This is a genomic window from Alteromonas sp. CyTr2, assembly GCF_947311905.1.
Classification (GTDB): Bacteria; Pseudomonadota; Gammaproteobacteria; order Enterobacterales; family Alteromonadaceae; genus Alteromonas; species Alteromonas macleodii.
Genome location: NZ_CAMZMZ010000001.1, coordinates 158,174 through 177,283, shown reverse-complemented (window position 1 = coordinate 177,283; position 19,110 = coordinate 158,174). Strand labels below are relative to the sequence as shown.

Below are 19,110 nucleotides of genomic sequence, written 5' to 3'. Positions count from 1 at the left end.
GAACATATACGGTGCACTTATTCAGTCAGATCAGAAAGTTGTATGCCCTACCCAGCGTTTTCGGCGAGTATTTTGAGATTTTCTAGACCCATTTCGAAATCAGGACCAATCATGCTGTCCATCATCAAAGCAAAATATTTGTTTATTGGGTTATTATCTACCGAGCCTTCATCTCTCCAGGTTACAAGAGAACCATTTTCTGTGGGCTCAATTTCTACGACGCCCGATGAACCCATGTCAAAATCGGGAAAATATAATCGGTACATCACACGTCTGTTATGCTCTAGTTGCGTAATCTCCATTTCTCCATTTCCCTCGGTTTCACTTAACCACTCGGAACGCATCCCAATAGCTCTATCAGGCCCTGAATAATCAAGTTTCATATCAGGATCACGCTTGAACCATACGCCCCATTTCTTCCACTCTTTCAAATCAACGACATAGGGATATATTTCTGATGGCTGAGCATCAATATTAATTGTTCTTTCAACGCTGTAATCTTTAGGAATAAAAAAGCTTGTTGCGACAAATAATACGATAACAACACCTACGACCATTAAGAGTTTTTTTAACGCTCCCATCTGAGACTCCATAAAAGAATTGACCCTTCAAATATAACATTTAATTAACATTTGTCACTTAAAGATCTTTCTTGCTCATTTTACTGTTAGATAGACACCCATTCCGTCATGTTTAACGCAGTTGAAAGCAAATTTATACTCAAAATAACTATTATGAGCCTTCTCTTTCGCGTTACCGAGAAAGGACACTCGGCAATAAAACCTTATGATGCATGAAGTAACCACTTCGTTTATCGAGCAAAGTGTAGACTAACTTTCTACAGTTTAAAAATGGGTGTCTACACAGTGACTTGCTTTGATCGAGGGCTTTTCTGGATGCGCATGATGAAATTGAGTTGTGTGTCTCGCTAACTTTTTTATCGTCAAATTTACTAAGTAACCAACTCATAGTAGCGATGGGTGTCATGCTAAAATTTTAATTCAAGAAGCCTATTCCAGTTTAAGAATAAGAGATAGGGGTGGGTGTCTTTGTAAGAGCAACAGTTGAATGCCATTGGATGAGATTAAGGGAATTAAGATGGGTGTCTCTGTAAGGGCGAGAGCCCCCCAACCTACAATTTTTTAAAAACATTTACCATTTCATCACAAAGCATGAAAATCGCGCTGTCATTCTAAATTATCTTGTGTAATATGGATTTAGGTTATCAAGAAAGCCTGTTCAATCAGGCCTATCATGCATAGCGCAGTCAATCGCAACACTTCGTTTTCTTTTTATATTTCTATCGATACACAGTTGTCGCTTTATTACAGGAGTTTATAGGAAATGGCAGATCAAAGTTCTCGTTACATCAGTAACCTTACTCGCGATACATATGCGCTCATCCTCGCGGGTGGTAAAGGTTCTAGACTACACGAGCTCACTAATTGGCGAGCCAAACCGGCACTTTATTTCGGCGGTAAATTTAGAATTATCGATTTCCCGCTATCAAATTGTGTTAATTCAGGTATCCGTCGAATAGGCGTGGTTACCCAATACAAGTCGCATTCTCTTATTCGTCACTTGGTTCGCGGTTGGGGTCATTTCAAAAAAGAACTTGGCGAATCTGTAGAAATCCTACCCGCTTCTCAACGTTTCTCCGACAGTTGGTATGAAGGAACCGCAGACGCGGTCTTCCAAAACATAGATATCATTCGTGATGAGCTTCCAAAATATGTCATGATCCTTTCAGGCGACCACATATACCGTATGGACTACGGTGATATGTTGGCCAAGCACAAAGAGTCTGGTGCAAAAATGACGGTTTCATGTATGTCAGTGCCCTTGGAAGAAGCCGCGGGTGCGTTTGGCGTTATGTCGGTTGATGAAAACTATCGTATTAACGGATTTGAAGAGAAGCCAGCTAACCCGACTCCACTTCCTAATGACCCAACGCGCTGCTTAGCATCTATGGGCAATTACGTGTTTGATACAGAGTTTTTATTCGAGCAATTACGTGTTGATGCTGAAAATATGGGCTCGCAGCGAGACTTCGGTAAAGACATCATTCCATCAATCATCGCCGACCACCCTGTATACGCCTATCCTTTTGAGAAAAGTGGCGGAGACAACGCCTATTGGCGCGATGTAGGTACTATCGATTCATTTTGGGAAGCCAATATGGAAATGGTTGCTCCTGTACCTCAATTGAACCTCTACGATAGAAAATGGCCTATATGGACTTACCAAGAGCAACTGCCACCAGCAAAGTTTGTTTGGGAAGACCACGACAGACGTGGTGAAGCGATTAACTCCGTAGTTTCTGGGGGCTGTATAATTTCAGGCTCTACACTTCGTTCATCTATTTGCTTTTCCAATGTACGCGTACATTCCTATGGTCTTATTGAAGACGCCGTTATTCTTCCTGATGTGGAAATTAAACGCCATTGTAAGCTGAAAAAGGTGATTATTGATCGAGGTTGTGTCATTCCTGAAGGTACTACAATTGGTTACGATCACGAGCAAGACAAGGCTCGTGGATTCCGCGTATCTGAAAAAGGCGTGGTACTGGTGACGCGAGAAATGTTAGGTCAGCCCGTGGGTGGACTAAGCAAGCCTAGAAAGCACGACTAACTCATTTATCCTAATGTTATGGCGAGATTGATTTTGGCGTTAAAACGCTTAAATCAATCTCTGTAATATTTAATTCGCCTCATTATTCCAATGCGTTAATGTACGCTCAATAAAGCTCGCTACCTGCTCAGGGTGTTCTAGTGGAAACATATGGCCACCATCGAGCACGCTATGCTCAATAGCATTATGCTTCAGAAGCCGCGAGTACATTTCGGGCTTACACACGTTACTTTTGCTTCCTGTCGCCAATACGGCCGGACACTTAAGCTTACCTTTATATTTACCCAAATTGTGCGGAACATTGCGAAACAAATCTGCTTCTACTTCTGCACGAAATGTGAGTGAAATATTGTCACCCTTTAAGGCTGTTACAGATTTTACATAATCGCGCACGCATCGTTTATCCATGTCCCTAAACAATGCTTTGCTGTGAAAGTACGCCACCATATCAGTATTGCTTGGCCAGCTGGTCTTGCGTGTTTGCGCGAGTTTTGCTGGCGTTAGCTTGTTAATTAACGGCGTGTGTTTCGCGAATTTAAAAAAGTAACTTAACGGGCCAACAACAAGTGGCGGATCGAATAAAATAATGCCTCTGAACAGCTCTGGCGCCTCGCATGCCGCCATGTAGGTAATTACAGCACCAAATGAATGCCCAATACCATACACGCCTCGCGGATCCTTGTTCTCTTTTTTTATATGCTTGATGAGTTCTTGAACTTGATTGCGCCAGTTACCATTCACTGGAAGCTGAGGATCGTGTCCAAAGCGCTCAACATGAAGACGATGAAAGTGATTAGGCAACGCTGAAAACATCGCACTATAACTACCTGCGGGAAATCCATTTGCATGGGCAAAATGAAAACTCAACTCTGACGACGTCACCAAAACACTCCTTTATACTCAAACAACAAAGGGGCTTTAAATCAGCCCCTTAGCATGAAAGTTCGATAATACTATAAGCCTCTGGCTTCTGCCATTTCCCAATCTTTTACAATCTTCGTGCTCGTCCATAAGAACACGGCAATAGAAAGCGCGTAAGGAACTACCAGGTAGATGAGTGCCTGTCTCAATGCCTCCGTCTCGCCTAAAGATGGCACCAATGCTTGGCTAATAATACCCGTCAGCGTTGGGCCACCGCCCAACGCAATGATGTTCAATACAAAGAAGAACAACGCTGTCGACATGGCTCTTACGTTTATAGGAGCTAGTGTCTGTGCCATCGCAAAACTTGGGCCTAGGTATGAACCACTGGTGAATAACAACAGCGCCATGAGCCCTACTGATAGCCACAAATCTTGCACTTGTAACGATGCATAAAATGCCGGCACACCAATAATAAGTGCGATAGCGGGCAATAACGCATAAGCTTTTTTATTGTGCTTACCCCATCTATCAGCAATGTAGCCTCCTAGCCATACACCGAGCGCATAGGCGGTGCCATTGATAATGCCAAAAACGATTAGCAACTGTGTAATATCTAAACCCGCAAAGGCGCGAACGTAGTAATCAATTACCCATGTCGATATGGCATAGTTACCGAATGATCCAAAGGAAATACCCAGTGCCATTCCCCACCACGTCGGAATTTTCAGTAACATCTTGAGCGACGACTTTACACTCGGCTTATTCGCATCATCTGCGCTTGGTAAAGAGACCGTTCTGGCAGGTTCCTTGATCGTGAGCTTAAGCAAAATAGCCAGTAACACCCCTGGAATACCTACGCTGTACATTACCGTTCGCCAGTCGGCAGAGCCGCCCTGTAAAAAGAACGCTGATGCAAAGAACGCAAGCATGACGCCAAAAGGAATACCTAAAGAGTATATTGCGAGCGCGCCCGCGCGTTTTTCTTTAGGGAATAAGTCAGAAATAATACTGTGGGACGGAGGACTACCACCCGCTTCACCAATGCCGACACCAATACGTGCTATAGCAAGCTGCATGTAATTGGCAGCTAACCCAGATGCAGCGGTAAAACCACTCCAAAGCGTTAGAGAGATCGCAATAATATTAACGCGACTGTACCTGTCGGCAAGCCATGCAATTGGGATCCCCATCACGGTATAAAGTAGCGCAAAGTAGATACCTTTAAGCCACCCAAGTTGGGCGTCATCTAACCCCAAATCAGCTTTGATAAAAGGAGATAATATCCCAATGATTTGCCTGTCTATAAAGTTAAAGGCATACACCAAGGTTAATATGAATAGAACGTAATTCCGGTAACTTCTAGATGCTCCTGCTTCTGCAGCGGGAATACCTTCAACGTGAGTATGGGCCATAACAGTCCTTTAGAGTGACAATAGCCCAGTCTATGCATTAGGCAAAAAAATAAACAACTAATTGTTACTTATTTGTTAACATAACGAAAATTTCTAACTGAGGCTTTTCGTTCTATAGCGCTTAAGGTACGATGACAAACACTTAACTCATCAGACCAGACAAGCAAATATGACAGTAGATGAATTGCTCAATCTTCCTCAATTATCTCAAACTTCGGAAAACACATGGAAAGTTGATGGACTAGTTATCCCTAAGACGTGGGGACAGGGACGAACTGCGTTTGGAGGTATTTCTGCCGGTATGCTTTTCACCGCAGTAAAGCAGCAAGTCACTGATAACCGCGTGCTGCGCTCTTTTACCACCAACTTTGTTGGTCCCCTATCTCTTGAAACGCCTTTTTCTATCGAAGTAACGCTACTTAGAACAGGGAAAAATGTCTCTCAGTTCACCGCTCATGCTATTCAAGACGGCAAAAGCTGTGTTTTTTCGCAAGCCTGTTTTGGTGTTGCGCGTCAGTCAGGTATTCAAGTTGAGAATACAGATACACACGACATGCCTCAGCCGAATAAAGCAAAGTTCATCCCGCAAATACCTAAAGTTACGCCTAAATTCTTACGCTATTTTGATTTGGCAATTGAAGATGGCGGCATTCCATTTACGCGCAGAAAAACCAGCCATTATCACGGTTTTATGCGCTTCAAGCAGCCCCCCGAAGCCATCACTGATGCACATATCATTACTATGATCGACGCATGGCCACCTACACTTTTACAAATGATGAAGCTTCCGGCACCAGCCAGTACAGTAAGTTGGAACTTAGAATTTATCCATCCTCACAAGCCGGTAAGCCCGACAGACTGGTTTGCTTATAAAGCTCACACAAGACAAGCTGCAGATGGTTATGGTCATACTGAAGCAACAATTTGGGATAAGGATAATGAAGTGATTGCCATCAGTAGGCAAACCGTAGCGATTTTCGACTGATCGCTACGGCATTACGAGAAGTACGTTAAATACGTTACATTAATACAGTATAAACGCGTTAGGGTTAAACAGAGAAATCACCGAAATACACTGCAGGTTGGTTATATCTAGCGCGTCTTCTAAATCTTCGCGATTAAGCGACAATGCCTCATGCAATTCTGGCTTTAAGTTATGATAACTGGGGTAGATCTCAGGGTTAACGTTATCGAGTGCCAACACATATGAGAGTTGTAGAATCTTCTCATCTGTTGAAGCAGACTCCTCTTCTTCTTTGTGGATACTGGCAATTGGCGTATAAATAGAGCTTGGAATACCCCACTTTTCAATTAATCTTGCCGATAATTCCGCGTACGTGAACCCTAGCACTCCAAATTGAAGTTCAGCAGGACTTACTCTGGTGTTGAATGCCTGACAACGGGTTGCCGACTCAGGCAAAACCGAAACGGTTACCAGCTCGCCTATGTTGTGAAGCAGCCCCGAAACAAAGAGTCGCTCAGGCTCACGAATATTGCGCATATCGGCAAAGTATTTTGCCAAGAGACCGCACGATACACTTTGCTCCCAAAACTTGTCGAGATCGATACGTTGACCGTCTACATCACTGAATGCTTGGCTTACGCCATAAGCCAGTGCCAAGTCGTAAGTGGAGCGAGTCCCCACTACCTGGATGGCTCTTGTGACGGTGTCTATTTTATTAGGAAAACGATAGAGCGCTGAGTTTGCTACTCTTAGCAATTGCGTTGCCAATGACGGATCGAAAGCAATAATATCGCCGATGTCGTCAATGCTTGAAGCTTCATCATCCATACAAGCTTTAAGTCGAGTTACCGAATCAGGTAAAACAAAGAGGTTTTCCGCTTTCGAAACTAATTCATCTAAATTCATTCGTGCACTCTCTTTCATGCCGCCTTTGTCAATATAGCGTTGAAGGCACCTCCATTCGCCTTGTGTCCATTAAGGTATAGGCACAAAAATGTAGTTGGTCAATAAGTATCAACTAGTAAAAAAGTATGATTTCTTTACTAATCATTAAGTTAACCTGAATCCTTCATAAGCCGTGATACCGCGGGGCTCATTTTCAATTTGAAAATCTTGCTTTACGCTGAACATCAACAATTCACGCAACGCCGCTGATACGCACTGCCCTCGTGTATTCAGCGCATCTCTGGAAGGCCTGTATTATAGCTTTTTGCCCCTTTTTACATACAAATAATTCTAATACACAGAAAAACTTAGGGTAATTACCTATAAGAATTAGATTTTCTAAGGAACACTTGCTTTTGTAATGACCAATTCAAATTTATGGTAGTATTTGCATACTATTCACTATGCCCTTGATGGCATAATTCTTAAAGCAAAAGTTGTAATCCATCCATGTTAAATGTCGCTGTTATCGGTTATGTGTGGCCTGAGCCAAATTCTTCGGCCGCGGGCCAAAATATGTTAGCTATTATTAAGCGTTGCTTATCTGCCGATTTCAATGTGACATTTCTGACCGCTGCCACCGATAGCGACCATAAAGAAGACCTTACAGCATTAGGCGTTGATGTGCATTCTGTGGCATTGAATTGTAGTTCTTTTAATAGCCAAATAGCGCATATAAAGCCTGACGTTGTTATATTCGACCGCTACATGACAGAAGAGCAATTTTCTTGGCGAGTAAAAGAAGCGTGCCCAGATGCACTTCGAGTTTTAAACACTGAAGATTTGCACAGCCTGCGTCAGGCTAGGCACGAAGCGGTAAAACAGGACAATGATGCTCGCCTTGCTCAGTTAAATAGCGAATTGGCGCAAAGAGAAGTTGCAGCAATACTAAGAAGCGACCTTACATTAGTAATTTCAAAACGAGAAATGGCGCTTTTGACGGAACATTACGGTGTACCTAGAGCGCAGCTCCAATACCACCCTCTTGTGGTAGGAAAAACGCCCCTCGTCACGCTTTCTTTTGAGGAAAGAGCGCACTTTGTTCATATTGGGAACTTTCGCCATGCGCCTAATTGGGACGCGGTCCTGCAACTTAAGCAAAGCATATGGCCTGAGATAAGAAAAGCGCTACCTAAAGCAGAATTGCACATATACGGCGCTTACCCGCCTAAAAAGGCCACCCAACTGCACAACGAAAAACAAGGCTTTTTGGTAAAAGGTTGGGCCGAAAATGTGGAGTCTATAATGTTGAGTGCAAAGGCGCTGATCGCTCCTTTACGATTTGGCGCAGGCATTAAAGGCAAACTAATTGATGCGATGCGCTGCGCTACTCCTAGTATCACCACGTGGATAGGCGCAGAAGGTATCACCTCAACCGGTTCAATCACTGCTAATAGCAATATACAGGAAATCGATGATCCAAAGCAGCTAGCGCAATGGCCTGGTGCGCTTTGTAGCGCGAATACAACTGACGCAGCGGTTATTCAAGACTACGTCAGACAAGCTGTGGCACTTCACAATGATAAGTCTACGTGGGATAGCGCTAGTAGCTTAACGGCATCAATACTTAGCTCATTTGAAAGCGAACAGCCCGATGTGCCGTTAATTGAAAGAATCATTGGTTTAAAACAGTCGCTTAACACGCATAGAAACGGTTTATTTATGCAAAGCTTGTTGTGGCATCAAACACTGACAGCGAGCAAGTACATGAGCCAGTGGATTGAAGCAAAAAACAAATAACGGCAGTCACTAGTTTAACGGCTAGATGCCCTTTAATTTAGCTATTACAGATTTAATCCCGTTTCCACGGGACTGACTTAAGTAGCGTTCCAGCTGACAGCGAGACAAATATCTCTCAAAGTCGAATTCACTGCGCTGCTGCGGGGTTAACTCGTTTGCTTTTTCTAACAATACTGCAAGCACGCCGCGAATCACTTTGCTAGGCGAGTAAGCCATCAAACTGCCTTGTTCGTCAAAAGTGGCGAGCCATACCGGGCTTTCACACCCTTCTACTTCTGTTTCAGCCGAACGTTTTTCCGCTGGAAGCGGGACAAGCGATTTACCCGCAAGCATCAGTGTACGAGTAAAATCGTCCCATCCTTTCGCGTTAGCCAAAGATGAAGCCAGAGGAAGCAAAGTTTCGAGAGAACTCATGATCTCTATACCTTGCTTAATTTCCGCTAAGCTCTGAGGCTAAGTCATCTGCAGTCATAACTAGGTTTTCAACATCACTCGTGGTGGGGAACATTACTAGCTCAACGCCATTCTTATCAAGGCCTGGCAACCAAGTTTGCATAAATTCATCGAGTGTAATATTCACGCATTGGCCTTCAATTTCGTTTATATCTACAAACTTTTGAGCTAAATCGTGATGCGGGAATACTGGTAGCTGAACGCTTTCACCACCTTCAAACATCACAAAACCTTCACTACCTTGCACCATCCAAATTTCATTTGCTTTTGCAATATAGCTCACTACAAGCTCTTGTCGGTCTTCTGCACTTAGCTTCATCGCTTGCTCGATAACCGCATCACTTAATTTGTCTGCAACTGTTTCTGGAAACACGTTATTTCACCTATCTCAAATTTTGCGGCAAGTATACCTGCCCCAGTAATAGGCGCAATGCAATAAGCGTTAAAAAAGCCCCCTCGGCTAACCCACTTACAAAGACACCCATCCATAGCTCTTCTTCATCATCAAAAACAATATAAAGAAGACACCCAGGTTTACCCCTAAAATTACGGGAATCATCTCCCGACTTTCACTCAATCAGCCATTACATTATTAACATTGACATTTTTCGCCCGTTACGAAGACACCCATGATAAAGTTAGAGCAAATCATCCAACGCTGTGAAAGCTTAAACGCAAAGACCTTTACCTCATGCGCAATCTATTTACTGCTCTTAAGCAAGACACCCATGCCAACCACGCTATCTTGGAAAATACCTTTCCCTTCTCGATGTACCACAAAGATAGTGAGTTTAACCATGAGGCCTATCTTGCCATCCTTAACATCATGAGGGTGTTTCACCAAACAACAGCAGAAACCGTAAAACAGGCTGCACTCCAGACCCCTTCCCTTAGCCGCATCGCCTCAATGCTCAATAGCGAAGTTGTTCTACTAGCGCTTAACAATGACACCCACGCGTTGTCGTCCGCAACACTGTCTGCTCAACAACGTTACAATGACACCCATGCCAAGCTCGAACCTACTACAAGAATAAAAAACAAAGATGAGCCAGTCTTAAACGCCCAGGCTATCGCACAGTTAACTCCTTGCTCTAATTCAACCACCAGCCATGCCATCGCAGCCATCTATGTATGGTTGGGCTCATCAATGGGCGCCAACATTATTGTTAGGCGGTTAGAAGCCATGACGTTAGATATTCCTACCGAGTATTATCAAGCGATGGCAGGATGTGCCAAAGCATGGGTGTCTTTCAAACAAGAAGTAGAAACACTCTTACCCGAGCTCGGCCTAGATAATGAAAGCTTTGTTAAGAACGCGGTGCAAGACGCAAATGCTTGGTTTGAGTTTTTGATTTCACTCGGCAAGCGCACGGCACCAAATGACACTCCCTACCATGAGGCAAACGTGTGATTAATGGATGACTAAATTTATGCTAATGACGAGATTTTAATACACAGCGATTTCACCATTAGCTATAAATAAACTTAATCTAGCCAATCGACTGAATGCATTAATATAGTGGCAAAACGTCGTTAAGCGGCCGTGCAGTTTCTGGTAAACTCTAGCCAAATTCGAAGCAACCACTAAAAAGCATGAAAGTAATCTCATTTAATATAAACGGTATTCGCGCTCGTCTACATCAACTTCAGGCGGTTATCGACGCACACCAACCCGATATTATTGGCTTACAGGAAATTAAAGTTCACAACGAACAGTTTCCGGTAGAAGCCGTTGAGGCCATGGGCTATCACGTTTATTTCCACGGGCAAAAGAGTCATTACGGCGTTGCTTTTTTGGCGAAGAAAGAGCCGCTTTCTGTGTCGATGGGTTTCCCAACAGATGACGAAGACGCCCAACGTCGCATGATTATTTTAAAAACCACCGATGATGCTGGCGAGCCCGTTACCGTTCTAAATGGTTACTTTCCTCAAGGCGAAAACGAAAAGCATGAAACCAAGTACCCAGCTAAGCGTAAGTTCTACAAAGACTTAATGACTTATCTAGATGATAACCACACACCAGATGACAACGTGATTGTTATGGGCGATGTCAACATCTCTCATACAGACTTGGACATTGGCATTGGTGAAGACAACCGCAAACGTTGGCTGAAAACTGGAAAATGCAGCTTCTTGCCGGAAGAGCGTGAGTGGTTGAACACAGTAATTGACTGGGGCTTTGAAGATAGTTTTCGAACACTCAACCCAGAGACAAACGACAAGTTTTCATGGTTCGATTACCGCTCAAAAGGATTCAACGATAATCGTGGCCTTCGCATAGATTTGATTTTGGCAACAAAACCGCTTCATGCAAAACTACATGACGCCGGTATTGATTATGAGCTGAGAGGCATCGAAAAGCCGTCTGATCACGCGCCTATTTGGGCTGAGTATAAAGGGTAAACAGTACTAAATACTGCTCCCCGCCATTAACTAAGGAATAAAAGTGAGTTCACTACAACTGCTAGCATTGCTGATTTACGGTGTATTTCTACTCGGTGCGGTCAGGCATGTGGACTTTACTCATTTTGCGAGTAACAAGCAGCAGCAACACCTTATCTTTGGTACTGCTGCTTCGCTTTTCGTTCTCTGGTTGTTTAAAGCAGGCATCTTCGAGGGCTTAGATGTTCATTTTCTAGGCCTTTCAGTTTTGACATTAATGCTCGGCTTTAGAAACGCTATTATTGCATCGTTTATCGCGCTACTAGGCGCAAATGCAGTCGGCTACGGAAGTTGGGAAAACTTTGGCGTTAACGGGCTACTCGGCACCGTTCTACCCATTGGCATAACCTATCTATTTTATATGCTTTCTTTTCACCGTATTCCTCGACAACTTTTCGTGTACATTTTTGTTTGTGCCTTTTTCCCTGCCGCTCTTTCTATTGCATTAAAGACGCTAACGCTCGGCGCATTTTATTACATTGAAGGTACATATACTTGGGACATCATTTTTGACAACTACGTTTTGCTTATACCACTTTTGGTCTTTCCTGAAGCTCTGTTAAACGGTATGGCGATAACGCTTTTAGTGATCTACCAGCCAACGTGGGTTTATACCTTTCACGACAAGTTTTACCTCGATAATTAAATTCTCTTCAACACAATTACTGTAACTCGTGTAACTCTTCAACTAATGTTTAATAAGCTTTTCCTAATTTCAATCTATTATTAAAGAGTATGGTTGAGTGGTAAAGGCCGAATGTATATACAAACATTTTCGTTGGAGTGTAACGACGCACCTAGTATGGTGTCCGAAATAGATAGGTTATTTAGTGAAAATAAACCTTCACTCGTTATTGGCTACGGCAATGCAGACTTACTTTTTAACGAGCTTCAACATGGCCTTAGCGCGTTTACCGCGCCTTATTTCATTTCCAGCTCTTGTTTAGGAGCGCTACTTTGCGACGGCAGTACCGTTGACGCGGAGTGCCAGTTAGCGCTTTTTTGTGTGAATGACGATGGTGGAGCCTATGGCGTTGGAAGTGCAGACGCCTCCTGCTACATCGCCTTTGAAGCTGGCGCCATCGCGTTACAAAATGCGCTAAACAATGCGGGAAGACCTAAGACACTGGGTTAGGACTTTATATCTCGTTCTCCATCGTTGAAGCGATGGGGGGAACCATTAGCGTAGAAAGTGAAGTAAACGTGGGCACCACATTTACCCTATCTTTTCCAACAAAGTTGGAAGATAAAAAAACCGCACAAGCGTGCGGTTTAGATACGTTTGACAGTAACTCCTAGTCGCTTATATCAAGCATTTACTCACTACTTTTTGAACAAAATGTCCATAACGTCAGCCAGCTCGCCTTTGCCTTCACGAATTTCTTCTTCCGACAAACCCGCAATTTCATGAGGGAAAACTAGCCATTCATCACTTTCGTTAACGTAATAATCTGGCACGATGTCTGTTGTGTTGTTTTGCGGCTTGTACCACGGACATGCAATGCGAATATCTTTAGGCATGTTCAAACGCATTAGTTTATTAATTTGCTTAATAAGTGCATCTACGCTGCGGCCTGAATCGAAAACATCATCAACAATCAACAACTTGTCATCAGCATTCGCGTTTTCTACCAAGTAGTGTAATCCGTGCACACGGATCTCTTTCGATTGTTTGTTTATTCCGTAGTAAGACGATGTACGTACTGCGATATGGTCGGTTGACGTATTCTTAAATTCAAAGAATTCTTGAACCGCGATACCAATGGGAGCACCACCACGCCAGATACCAATAATAAAGTCAGGGCGAAAGCCGTCTTCATACACCTTTGCCGCTAGGCGAAAGGAATCCTGTAGAAGCGATTGCGAGGTGATAAAATTCTTGTTCATGACGTCTCACTGGGCAAAATTTAAAAGACCGCGAGTATAGTGAATTTTGCACTAACTTGCACGGTAAATTCAGCGATTTATTCGTTTTGGAGCGCTTGCGATGGTGCAATTTTCATCGCTTTGCGCGCTGGATAAACGCTGGCTAAAACACACAGTAGCAAAGACAGCAAAGCAATGCCTGCAATTTGTACAACGTCCATTTCAATTGGCAGCCCTCTACCGTCTGCCGCTAAGGCTAACGGCGACCCGATAAGGTCCAAAATGTTATTTAATTGGAGCGTAATCACTACGCCTAATACTAGACCAATGCCAGCGCCTTTAATGCCGTTAAACAAACCGTTTAACACAAAAATCCACATTACTGAACTGGGTAACATACCTTGAGTTTGGAGTACTGCGATATCGCCTTGTTTTTCCGTTACCACCATTACCAGTGCCGAAACGATATTAAATGCCGCTACCGCGATAATAAGCAGCAACATGAGCGTCATCATGTTCTTCTCCATCTTGACGGCATCAAATAGCGGCCCCTGACGCTCACGCCAAGTCTTCATATTATTTACAGAGACACCCACCCTATCGGTGAGCGCGCTAACAACTGCTTGGTAGTTAAAAGCGTCATTTAAAAAGAGTCGAAGCGATTGTTCGCTACCTTTAGGATCTCGCATTAAGCGGTTCACATCCTTAAGGTTCATATACATCACTTTGTCATCCATCTGCGAGCCCATATCGAAGACACCCACCACGGTTACAAGCCGTTGACTTGGCATTCTTCCAAAAGGTGTATACACACTTGCGCCTGCCACCATAACCCGCAATCTGTCTCCAACCCTCGCTTCAAGTTTAATGGCAAGTGAGCGCCCAATAATGGCAGCAAAACTCCCCTCAGTTAAATCGCTAAATCGCCCCTGCTCCATGTGGTTTGCTACCAAAGTGTGCTCAATCATTACTTCAGGTTGAACACCGTGAACCTGAACACCACGCAAGTCCGAGCGAGACTGCACTACTGCTTCAGCTTCCCTGTAAGCCATAGTGGCAACAACGCCTTCGATGGGTGTCTCGCTAATTTCTATTAAAGTCACTGCCTGCGTTTTTTCTGCAGTTTGCGTGGGTGTCTCTGTAATTGCGTTTTCGTTGGATGTCCTGCTAGGGTTCTCGCTTATGATGGGTGTCTTTGTAATTTCACTCTCGCTTATGATGGGTGTCTTTGTAATTTCAATATGAGGGACAATGCCTAATATGCGCTGTTTTAGTTGACCTTCTAGGCCGTTCATAACAGACACAACGATAATGAGCGCCATCAATCCCAGTGCAATACCCGCCACTGAAAATCGATTAATGAATGAAACAAAACTGGTTTGGCTTGCTTTGTTAGACTTGGCATAACGATAAGCAATGAATGCAGAAAGAGGATAAAACATAGCGCCTTGCTTTTCAGTAATACGGTAATCTGCCTTATGTTTAGCTATGCTTAATGAATGAGAAATTCAGATAAGTAGCCCAAAGACGAGATGACGGGTTAACCCCAAAATAGTAAAGTGGGTATACTACGTGTGATCGGTATACTACTTATAAGTTACTAACTGCACAAGAATTAGTGGCAGAGGAATGATGTGAGCGAACTTAGCCTAGAACAAAAAAAAGCCCAATTCGATGAATATTTTTCTATCGCACATCGCATAAACGCCAATATGCGCCCGTTAGGTGAAGACGAAGTAGTGCCTGATGAAGAAAACTTAGAGGAGTCGATGCCGTATGCATTTCGCATTGCCAGCGAAATGGCCGCTATTGAAGCACAGGCAATTCGTCCGCTTCGCAACCTAAGTGACCACGCTGAGTCGCTGGCTGACTACTTAAACCATCAATCTCGAAAAATTGACTTGATGATGTCGTTCGTTTTGCACCAGCAAGACGAGCCAGAGTTTCGCTTCAAAACCGTAAAGCTCGGTGGTGGCGGTGTGGTCATCGAGTCAAAAGAAGCATTGGATGTGGGCGCCAAAGCGGAACTTAAACTTTTCTTGGATGCCGAAGCAGCAGCAATCTTTTGTTTTGGCGAAGTAATTACTTGCGAGCAAGTAGAAGACCGTTACCATATCGCCTTTATTTTTAACACCATTCGAGAGCAAGACCAGGAGCTTTTAGTTCGCGCTAGCTTGCATATTCAAACGCAACAGCTAAGAAAGCGGGCAAAAGAAAAAAAAGCGGGATCTGAATAGACCCTAACATCAGTATATAAGCCGTAAAACTCATCTTGCACTTAAAAAACAGGACGTCATGACAGCCACTTTATTATCGCTTCCATTACCTGCGCCTAAAAAAGAAGCCTCATCACAAGATCACAAACACTGGGGCCAACTTCAAGGCAGCAGTGCCGCACTATGTATCAGCCAAGCACTCAGCCAATACAAAGGCCCTATTGTACTGATTACCGCCGATACACCGTCGGCAATGAAGCTCGAAAAAGAAATAGCCTTCTTCTTAAGCGATAATACAAAGCATACACCTATTACTCTGTTTCCAGATTGGGAAACACTGCCCTACGATTCGTTTTCGCCCCATCAAGACATTGTTTCTCAGCGATTAGAAACCCTATTCCGCTTTACACAGCAAGGCGAAGGCATATTCATAGTGCCTGTTAACACGTTAATGCAGCGTTTAGCCCCTACCGATTATTTAGCAAAGTATTTGCTTATGCTAAACAAGGGCGACACCTTAGATAGAGATCAGTTCAGACGCAATCTCGAGCAAGCCGGCTACCTGCATGTTAGTCAGGTAATGAGCCACAGCGAATTCTCGGTGCGCGGCAGCATCATCGACCTTTTTCCGATGGGAAGCGACCAGCCATTTCGAATAGACTTGTTTGATGACGAAATCGACTCCATTCGCTATTTCGATACTGAAACCCAGCGCTCTGGCGAGGCTGTTAACGAAATTCGCTTGCTTCCAGCACGAGAATTCCCCACAGACAAAGAGGCAATCACGCTTTTCCGCCAGCAGTTTTTAGAAAAGTTCGACGCAAACAATGCATCTGAAAGCGTATTTTCTCAGGTAAGCAAGGGCACCATGCCGAGCGGTGTGGAATATTATCTTCCCCTCTTCTTTGAAAAAACCGCCACGCTTTTTGACTATCTTCACCCTAAAAGCCTGCTATTACTTCACGGTGATGTGCAAGACGCCAGCGAATTTTTCTGGGCCGACGTACAAGAACGTTACGAGCAGTATCGTTATAACTTAGCCCGTCCACTGCTTGCACCAGACGAGCTATTTTTACCTATAAATGAGCTATTTGGTGCCATAAAACAGTGGCCACGTGCATCCCTTTCCAGCAAGGTACTTGAAGAAAAATCAGGTACTAGCAATCTTCAATGCGAAAAGCTTGACGACATCGCGATTAACTCGCAGAAAAAAGTACCTGCTGAGCGCCTCATTAAAACGGTAAATCAAGCCACTGACAACGGGGCTAAAGTACTGTTTTGTGCTGAAACCCAAGGTCGCCGAGAGGGCTTGCTTACGGTACTTGCCAAAGCGGGCATCAAGCCAAAGATTGTTGATAGCTTTAGCGATTTTATCGCAAGCCACGACGCCATTGGCATTACCGTGGGTATGGTTGATAACAGTTTCCGCTGGCAAACTCAGGAAGGCGAGCTGTTATTCATTACCGAAACCGAACTATTAGGGCAAAAGGTAAGCCAGCGCCGCCTTCGCGATAAACGCACCGCCACCGACGAAAGCGCCATTATCCGCAACCTGGCGGAACTTTCTATTGGTCAGCCTGTGGTGCATCTCGACCACGGTGTTGGCCGCTATTTGGGTCTTCAAACGTTGGACGCGGGCGGCGTAGCAACCGAATATTTGTGCATCGAGTATGCTAAGCAATCTAAGCTTTACGTGCCTGTGGCCTCGCTTCACTTAATTTCACGCTACACCGGTGGCGACGCCGACAGCGCGCCAGTAAGCGCCTTGGGCTCAGACGCATGGACAAAAGCCAAGCAAAAAGCCGCCGAAAAAGTTCGTGACGTGGCCGCCGAGCTTTTAGATGTATATGCCCGCCGCGCAGCCAAGCCAGGTTTTGCGTATAAAATTAACTGGGACGACTACCAAGCGTTCTCAGACAGCTTCCCCTTTGAAGAAACGCCTGACCAAGCCCAAGCCATTGCAGCGGTTATGCACGACATGGGCAGTCCATCGGCTATGGATCGCCTCGTTTGCGGTGACGTAGGTTTCGGTAAAACCGAGGTTGCCATGCGCGCGGCCTTCCTTGCTGCTAATGCAGGTAAACAGGTGGCTATTTTGGTGCCCACTACCCTACTGGCTCAGCAGCATTACGAGAACTTCAAAGACCGTTTCGCGGCATGGCCGTTTGAAATTGAAGTGATGAGCCGTTTTGTAAGCGGTAAAGCGCAAAAATCTGTGGTTGAGCGCATAGGAGAAGGGAAAGTAGATATCGTAGTAGGCACACATAAACTGCTGTCTAGCGATATTAAATACAAAGATTTAGGCCTTGTGATCATCGACGAAGAACATCGCTTTGGCGTGCGTCAAAAAGAGAAACTTAAGTCATTACGTGCCGATGTTGATATCCTTACCCTTACGGCAACGCCTATTCCTCGTACGCTTAACATGGCGTTATCAGGCATGCGCGACTTATCGATTATTGCCACAGCCCCGGCCCGTCGTTTATCAATTAAGACCTTTGTGCAGCAGCGTAATAAAGCCGTTATTCGCGAAGCCATTATGCGTGAGATACTGCGCGGTGGTCAGGTTTACTTCCTTCACAACGAAGTGGATAGCATTGCGCGAACGGCCGAAGAAATCGCTGAAATCGTTCCCGAAGCCCGTATTGCAGTGGGTCACGGGCAAATGCGCGAGCGTGAACTTGAAGGCGTAATGAGCGACTTCTACCACCAGCGCTACAACGTACTTGTGTGTACTACCATCATTGAAACAGGTATCGACGTACCAAGTGCGAATACCATTATTATGGATAGAGCCGACCATTTAGGTTTAGCGCAGCTGCACCAGCTTCGTGGTCGTGTGGGTCGCTCGCATCACCAAGCGTACGCCTACTTATTAACGCCTCATCCAAAGCGCATGACCAAAGATGCAGTAAAACGTTTAGAAGCAATATCGCAGCTTGAAGATTTAGGTGCAGGTTTTGCGCTTGCTACCCACGATTTAGAAATTCGTGGTGCCGGTGAGCTGCTAGGCGACGATCAATCGGGGCAAATAGCGAGTATTGGTTTCAGTTTGTATATGGATATGCTCGATAAAGCCGTTAACGCGCTTAAAGAAGGCCGAGAGCCATCATTAGACGACGCGACCTCGGGCCATACCGAAGTTGAACTGCGTATTCCAGCCCTATTGCCTGAAGACTATATTGCCGACGTTAACACTCGCCTATCGCTATACAAACGTCTGGCAAGCTGTACGTCGCAAGACGACATTGATGAATTCCAGGTAGAATGTATTGACCGCTTTGGCCTATTACCAGAGCCAGCTAAAAACTTGATAGAAGTGGCTGAAATTAAACTAAAAGCCCAGGCGTTAGGCATTCTAAAAGTAGACTTGTCGGCCCAAGGCGGTACCATAGAGTTTAAAGAAACCACTAAGGTTAACCCAGGCTATATTATTAGTTTGGTGCAAACCAAACCAAACACCTTTAAGTTTGAAGGAAGCCAAAAACTGCGTTTGGTGAAAAAGACCGAAACAGCTAAAGAGCGCATCGCGTTTATTAGCGATATTATTGCCGATTTTGCAAAGGAGTCGCGGTAA

General features: G+C 44.4%; 17 protein-coding genes and 1 pseudogene. 10 read left to right on the top strand and 8 right to left on the bottom strand.

Features of this window, described 5'->3' with window-relative positions; all coding sequences use genetic code 11:
* Positions 1-47: 47 nt before the first annotated feature.
* On the bottom strand, positions 48-581 hold the full coding sequence (locus QME20_RS00785; RefSeq protein ID WP_014976267.1) for an SRPBCC family protein: 534 nt from the start codon (positions 579-581) through the stop codon (positions 48-50).
* Between the two features lie 763 nt (positions 582-1,344).
* Between QME20_RS00785 and glgC the strand changes: the two genes are divergently transcribed.
* Entirely contained in the window at positions 1,345-2,631 is a 1,287-nt protein-coding gene (glgC, locus tag QME20_RS00780; RefSeq protein WP_014976266.1) for a glucose-1-phosphate adenylyltransferase, read from the top strand.
* A 69-nt stretch (positions 2,632-2,700) separates the two neighbouring features.
* Here the strand turns inward: glgC and QME20_RS00775 are convergent, their stop codons facing one another.
* The gene (locus tag QME20_RS00775) at positions 2,701-3,513 is read right to left on the bottom strand and encodes an alpha/beta hydrolase (protein WP_281715251.1); all 813 of its coding nucleotides are present in this window, start codon (positions 3,511-3,513) and stop codon (positions 2,701-2,703) included.
* A gap of 71 nt (positions 3,514-3,584) precedes the next feature.
* Complete coding sequence (locus QME20_RS00770; protein ID WP_049586506.1) at positions 3,585-4,907, bottom strand: MFS transporter; 1,323 nt, start codon at positions 4,905-4,907, stop codon at positions 3,585-3,587.
* A gap of 169 nt (positions 4,908-5,076) precedes the next feature.
* Between QME20_RS00770 and QME20_RS00765 the strand changes: the two genes are divergently transcribed.
* The gene (locus tag QME20_RS00765) at positions 5,077-5,892 is read left to right on the top strand and encodes a thioesterase family protein (RefSeq protein ID WP_281715250.1); all 816 of its coding nucleotides are present in this window, start codon (positions 5,077-5,079) and stop codon (positions 5,890-5,892) included.
* Between the two features lie 39 nt (positions 5,893-5,931).
* On the opposite strand, the gene QME20_RS00760 is transcribed toward QME20_RS00765, so the two are convergent.
* Entirely contained in the window at positions 5,932-6,777 is an 846-nt protein-coding gene (locus QME20_RS00760; RefSeq protein ID WP_281715249.1) for an HDOD domain-containing protein, read from the bottom strand.
* 489 nt (positions 6,778-7,266) lie between these two features.
* Between QME20_RS00760 and QME20_RS00755 the strand changes: the two genes are divergently transcribed.
* A complete protein-coding gene (locus QME20_RS00755) occupies positions 7,267-8,556 on the top strand; it encodes a glycosyltransferase (protein ID WP_239219350.1) in 1,290 nt (429 codons plus the stop codon).
* Positions 8,557-8,577: 21 nt separating this feature from the next.
* On the opposite strand, the gene QME20_RS00750 is transcribed toward QME20_RS00755, so the two are convergent.
* Positions 8,578-8,970 (bottom strand): SufE family protein, encoded by a 393-nt coding sequence (locus tag QME20_RS00750; protein WP_239219348.1) that lies wholly within the window; start codon positions 8,968-8,970, stop codon positions 8,578-8,580.
* Between the two features lie 16 nt (positions 8,971-8,986).
* Positions 8,987-9,382 (bottom strand): DUF2750 domain-containing protein, encoded by a 396-nt coding sequence (locus tag QME20_RS00745; RefSeq protein WP_039227089.1) that lies wholly within the window; start codon positions 9,380-9,382, stop codon positions 8,987-8,989.
* Positions 9,383-9,700: 318 nt separating this feature from the next.
* On the opposite strand from QME20_RS00745, the gene QME20_RS00740 reads away from it, so the two are divergent.
* The 5 genes and pseudogenes from QME20_RS00740 to QME20_RS19700 all read left to right on the top strand — a co-directional run.
* On the top strand, positions 9,701-10,420 hold the full coding sequence (locus QME20_RS00740; RefSeq protein WP_281715248.1) for a hypothetical protein: 720 nt from the start codon (positions 9,701-9,703) through the stop codon (positions 10,418-10,420).
* Between the two features lie 182 nt (positions 10,421-10,602).
* Entirely contained in the window at positions 10,603-11,412 is an 810-nt protein-coding gene (xthA, locus tag QME20_RS00735) for an exodeoxyribonuclease III (protein WP_014949143.1), read from the top strand.
* A gap of 43 nt (positions 11,413-11,455) precedes the next feature.
* Positions 11,456-12,097, top strand: coding sequence for an energy-coupling factor ABC transporter permease (locus QME20_RS00730; RefSeq protein ID WP_049586496.1), 642 nt, complete (start codon positions 11,456-11,458; stop codon positions 12,095-12,097).
* A gap of 111 nt (positions 12,098-12,208) precedes the next feature.
* Positions 12,209-12,586, top strand: coding sequence for a hypothetical protein (locus tag QME20_RS00725; RefSeq protein WP_281715247.1), 378 nt, complete (start codon positions 12,209-12,211; stop codon positions 12,584-12,586).
* Positions 12,577-12,750, top strand: a pseudogene (locus QME20_RS19700) (ATP-binding protein); the annotation flags it as partial. The gene QME20_RS00725 and the pseudogene QME20_RS19700, both read left to right, overlap by 10 nt.
* A 24-nt stretch (positions 12,751-12,774) precedes the next feature.
* On the opposite strand, the gene QME20_RS00720 reads toward QME20_RS19700, so the two are convergent.
* Both QME20_RS00720 and QME20_RS00715 read right to left on the bottom strand, forming a co-directional pair.
* Positions 12,775-13,338: a phosphoribosyltransferase family protein gene (locus QME20_RS00720; RefSeq protein WP_014949139.1), complete on the bottom strand. Its 564-nt coding sequence runs from the start codon at positions 13,336-13,338 to the stop codon at positions 12,775-12,777.
* A 77-nt stretch (positions 13,339-13,415) separates the two neighbouring features.
* On the bottom strand, positions 13,416-14,759 hold the full coding sequence (locus QME20_RS00715) for an ABC transporter permease (protein ID WP_281715246.1): 1,344 nt from the start codon (positions 14,757-14,759) through the stop codon (positions 13,416-13,418).
* Between the two features lie 192 nt (positions 14,760-14,951).
* Here QME20_RS00715 and QME20_RS00710 point away from each other — a divergent pair, with 192 nt between their 5' ends.
* Together QME20_RS00710 and mfd are read left to right on the top strand one after the other, a co-directional pair.
* Positions 14,952-15,554 (top strand): PilZ domain-containing protein, encoded by a 603-nt coding sequence (locus QME20_RS00710; protein WP_014976255.1) that lies wholly within the window; start codon positions 14,952-14,954, stop codon positions 15,552-15,554.
* Between the two features lie 58 nt (positions 15,555-15,612).
* Entirely contained in the window at positions 15,613-19,110 is a 3,498-nt protein-coding gene (mfd, locus tag QME20_RS00705; protein WP_281715245.1) for a transcription-repair coupling factor, read from the top strand.

Coding starts and splice junctions, on each gene's coding strand:
- QME20_RS00785 (WP_014976267.1), bottom strand. CDS start 581: ATGGGAGCGTTAAAAAAACTCTTAATGGTCGTAGGTGTTGTTATCGTA.
- glgC (WP_014976266.1), top strand. CDS start 1,345: ATGGCAGATCAAAGTTCTCGTTACATCAGTAACCTTACTCGCGATACA.
- QME20_RS00770 (WP_049586506.1), bottom strand. CDS start 4,907: ATGGCCCATACTCACGTTGAAGGTATTCCCGCTGCAGAAGCAGGAGCA.
- QME20_RS00765 (WP_281715250.1), top strand. CDS start 5,077: ATGACAGTAGATGAATTGCTCAATCTTCCTCAATTATCTCAAACTTCG.
- QME20_RS00760 (WP_281715249.1), bottom strand. CDS start 6,777: ATGAATTTAGATGAATTAGTTTCGAAAGCGGAAAACCTCTTTGTTTTA.
- QME20_RS00755 (WP_239219350.1), top strand. CDS start 7,267: ATGTTAAATGTCGCTGTTATCGGTTATGTGTGGCCTGAGCCAAATTCT.
- QME20_RS00750 (WP_239219348.1), bottom strand. CDS start 8,970: ATGAGTTCTCTCGAAACTTTGCTTCCTCTGGCTTCATCTTTGGCTAAC.
- QME20_RS00740 (WP_281715248.1), top strand. CDS start 9,701: ATGCGCAATCTATTTACTGCTCTTAAGCAAGACACCCATGCCAACCAC.
- xthA (WP_014949143.1), top strand. CDS start 10,603: ATGAAAGTAATCTCATTTAATATAAACGGTATTCGCGCTCGTCTACAT.
- QME20_RS00725 (WP_281715247.1), top strand. CDS start 12,209: ATGTATATACAAACATTTTCGTTGGAGTGTAACGACGCACCTAGTATG.
- QME20_RS00720 (WP_014949139.1), bottom strand. CDS start 13,338: ATGAACAAGAATTTTATCACCTCGCAATCGCTTCTACAGGATTCCTTT.
- QME20_RS00715 (WP_281715246.1), bottom strand. CDS start 14,759: ATGTTTTATCCTCTTTCTGCATTCATTGCTTATCGTTATGCCAAGTCT.
- mfd (WP_281715245.1), top strand. CDS start 15,613: ATGACAGCCACTTTATTATCGCTTCCATTACCTGCGCCTAAAAAAGAA.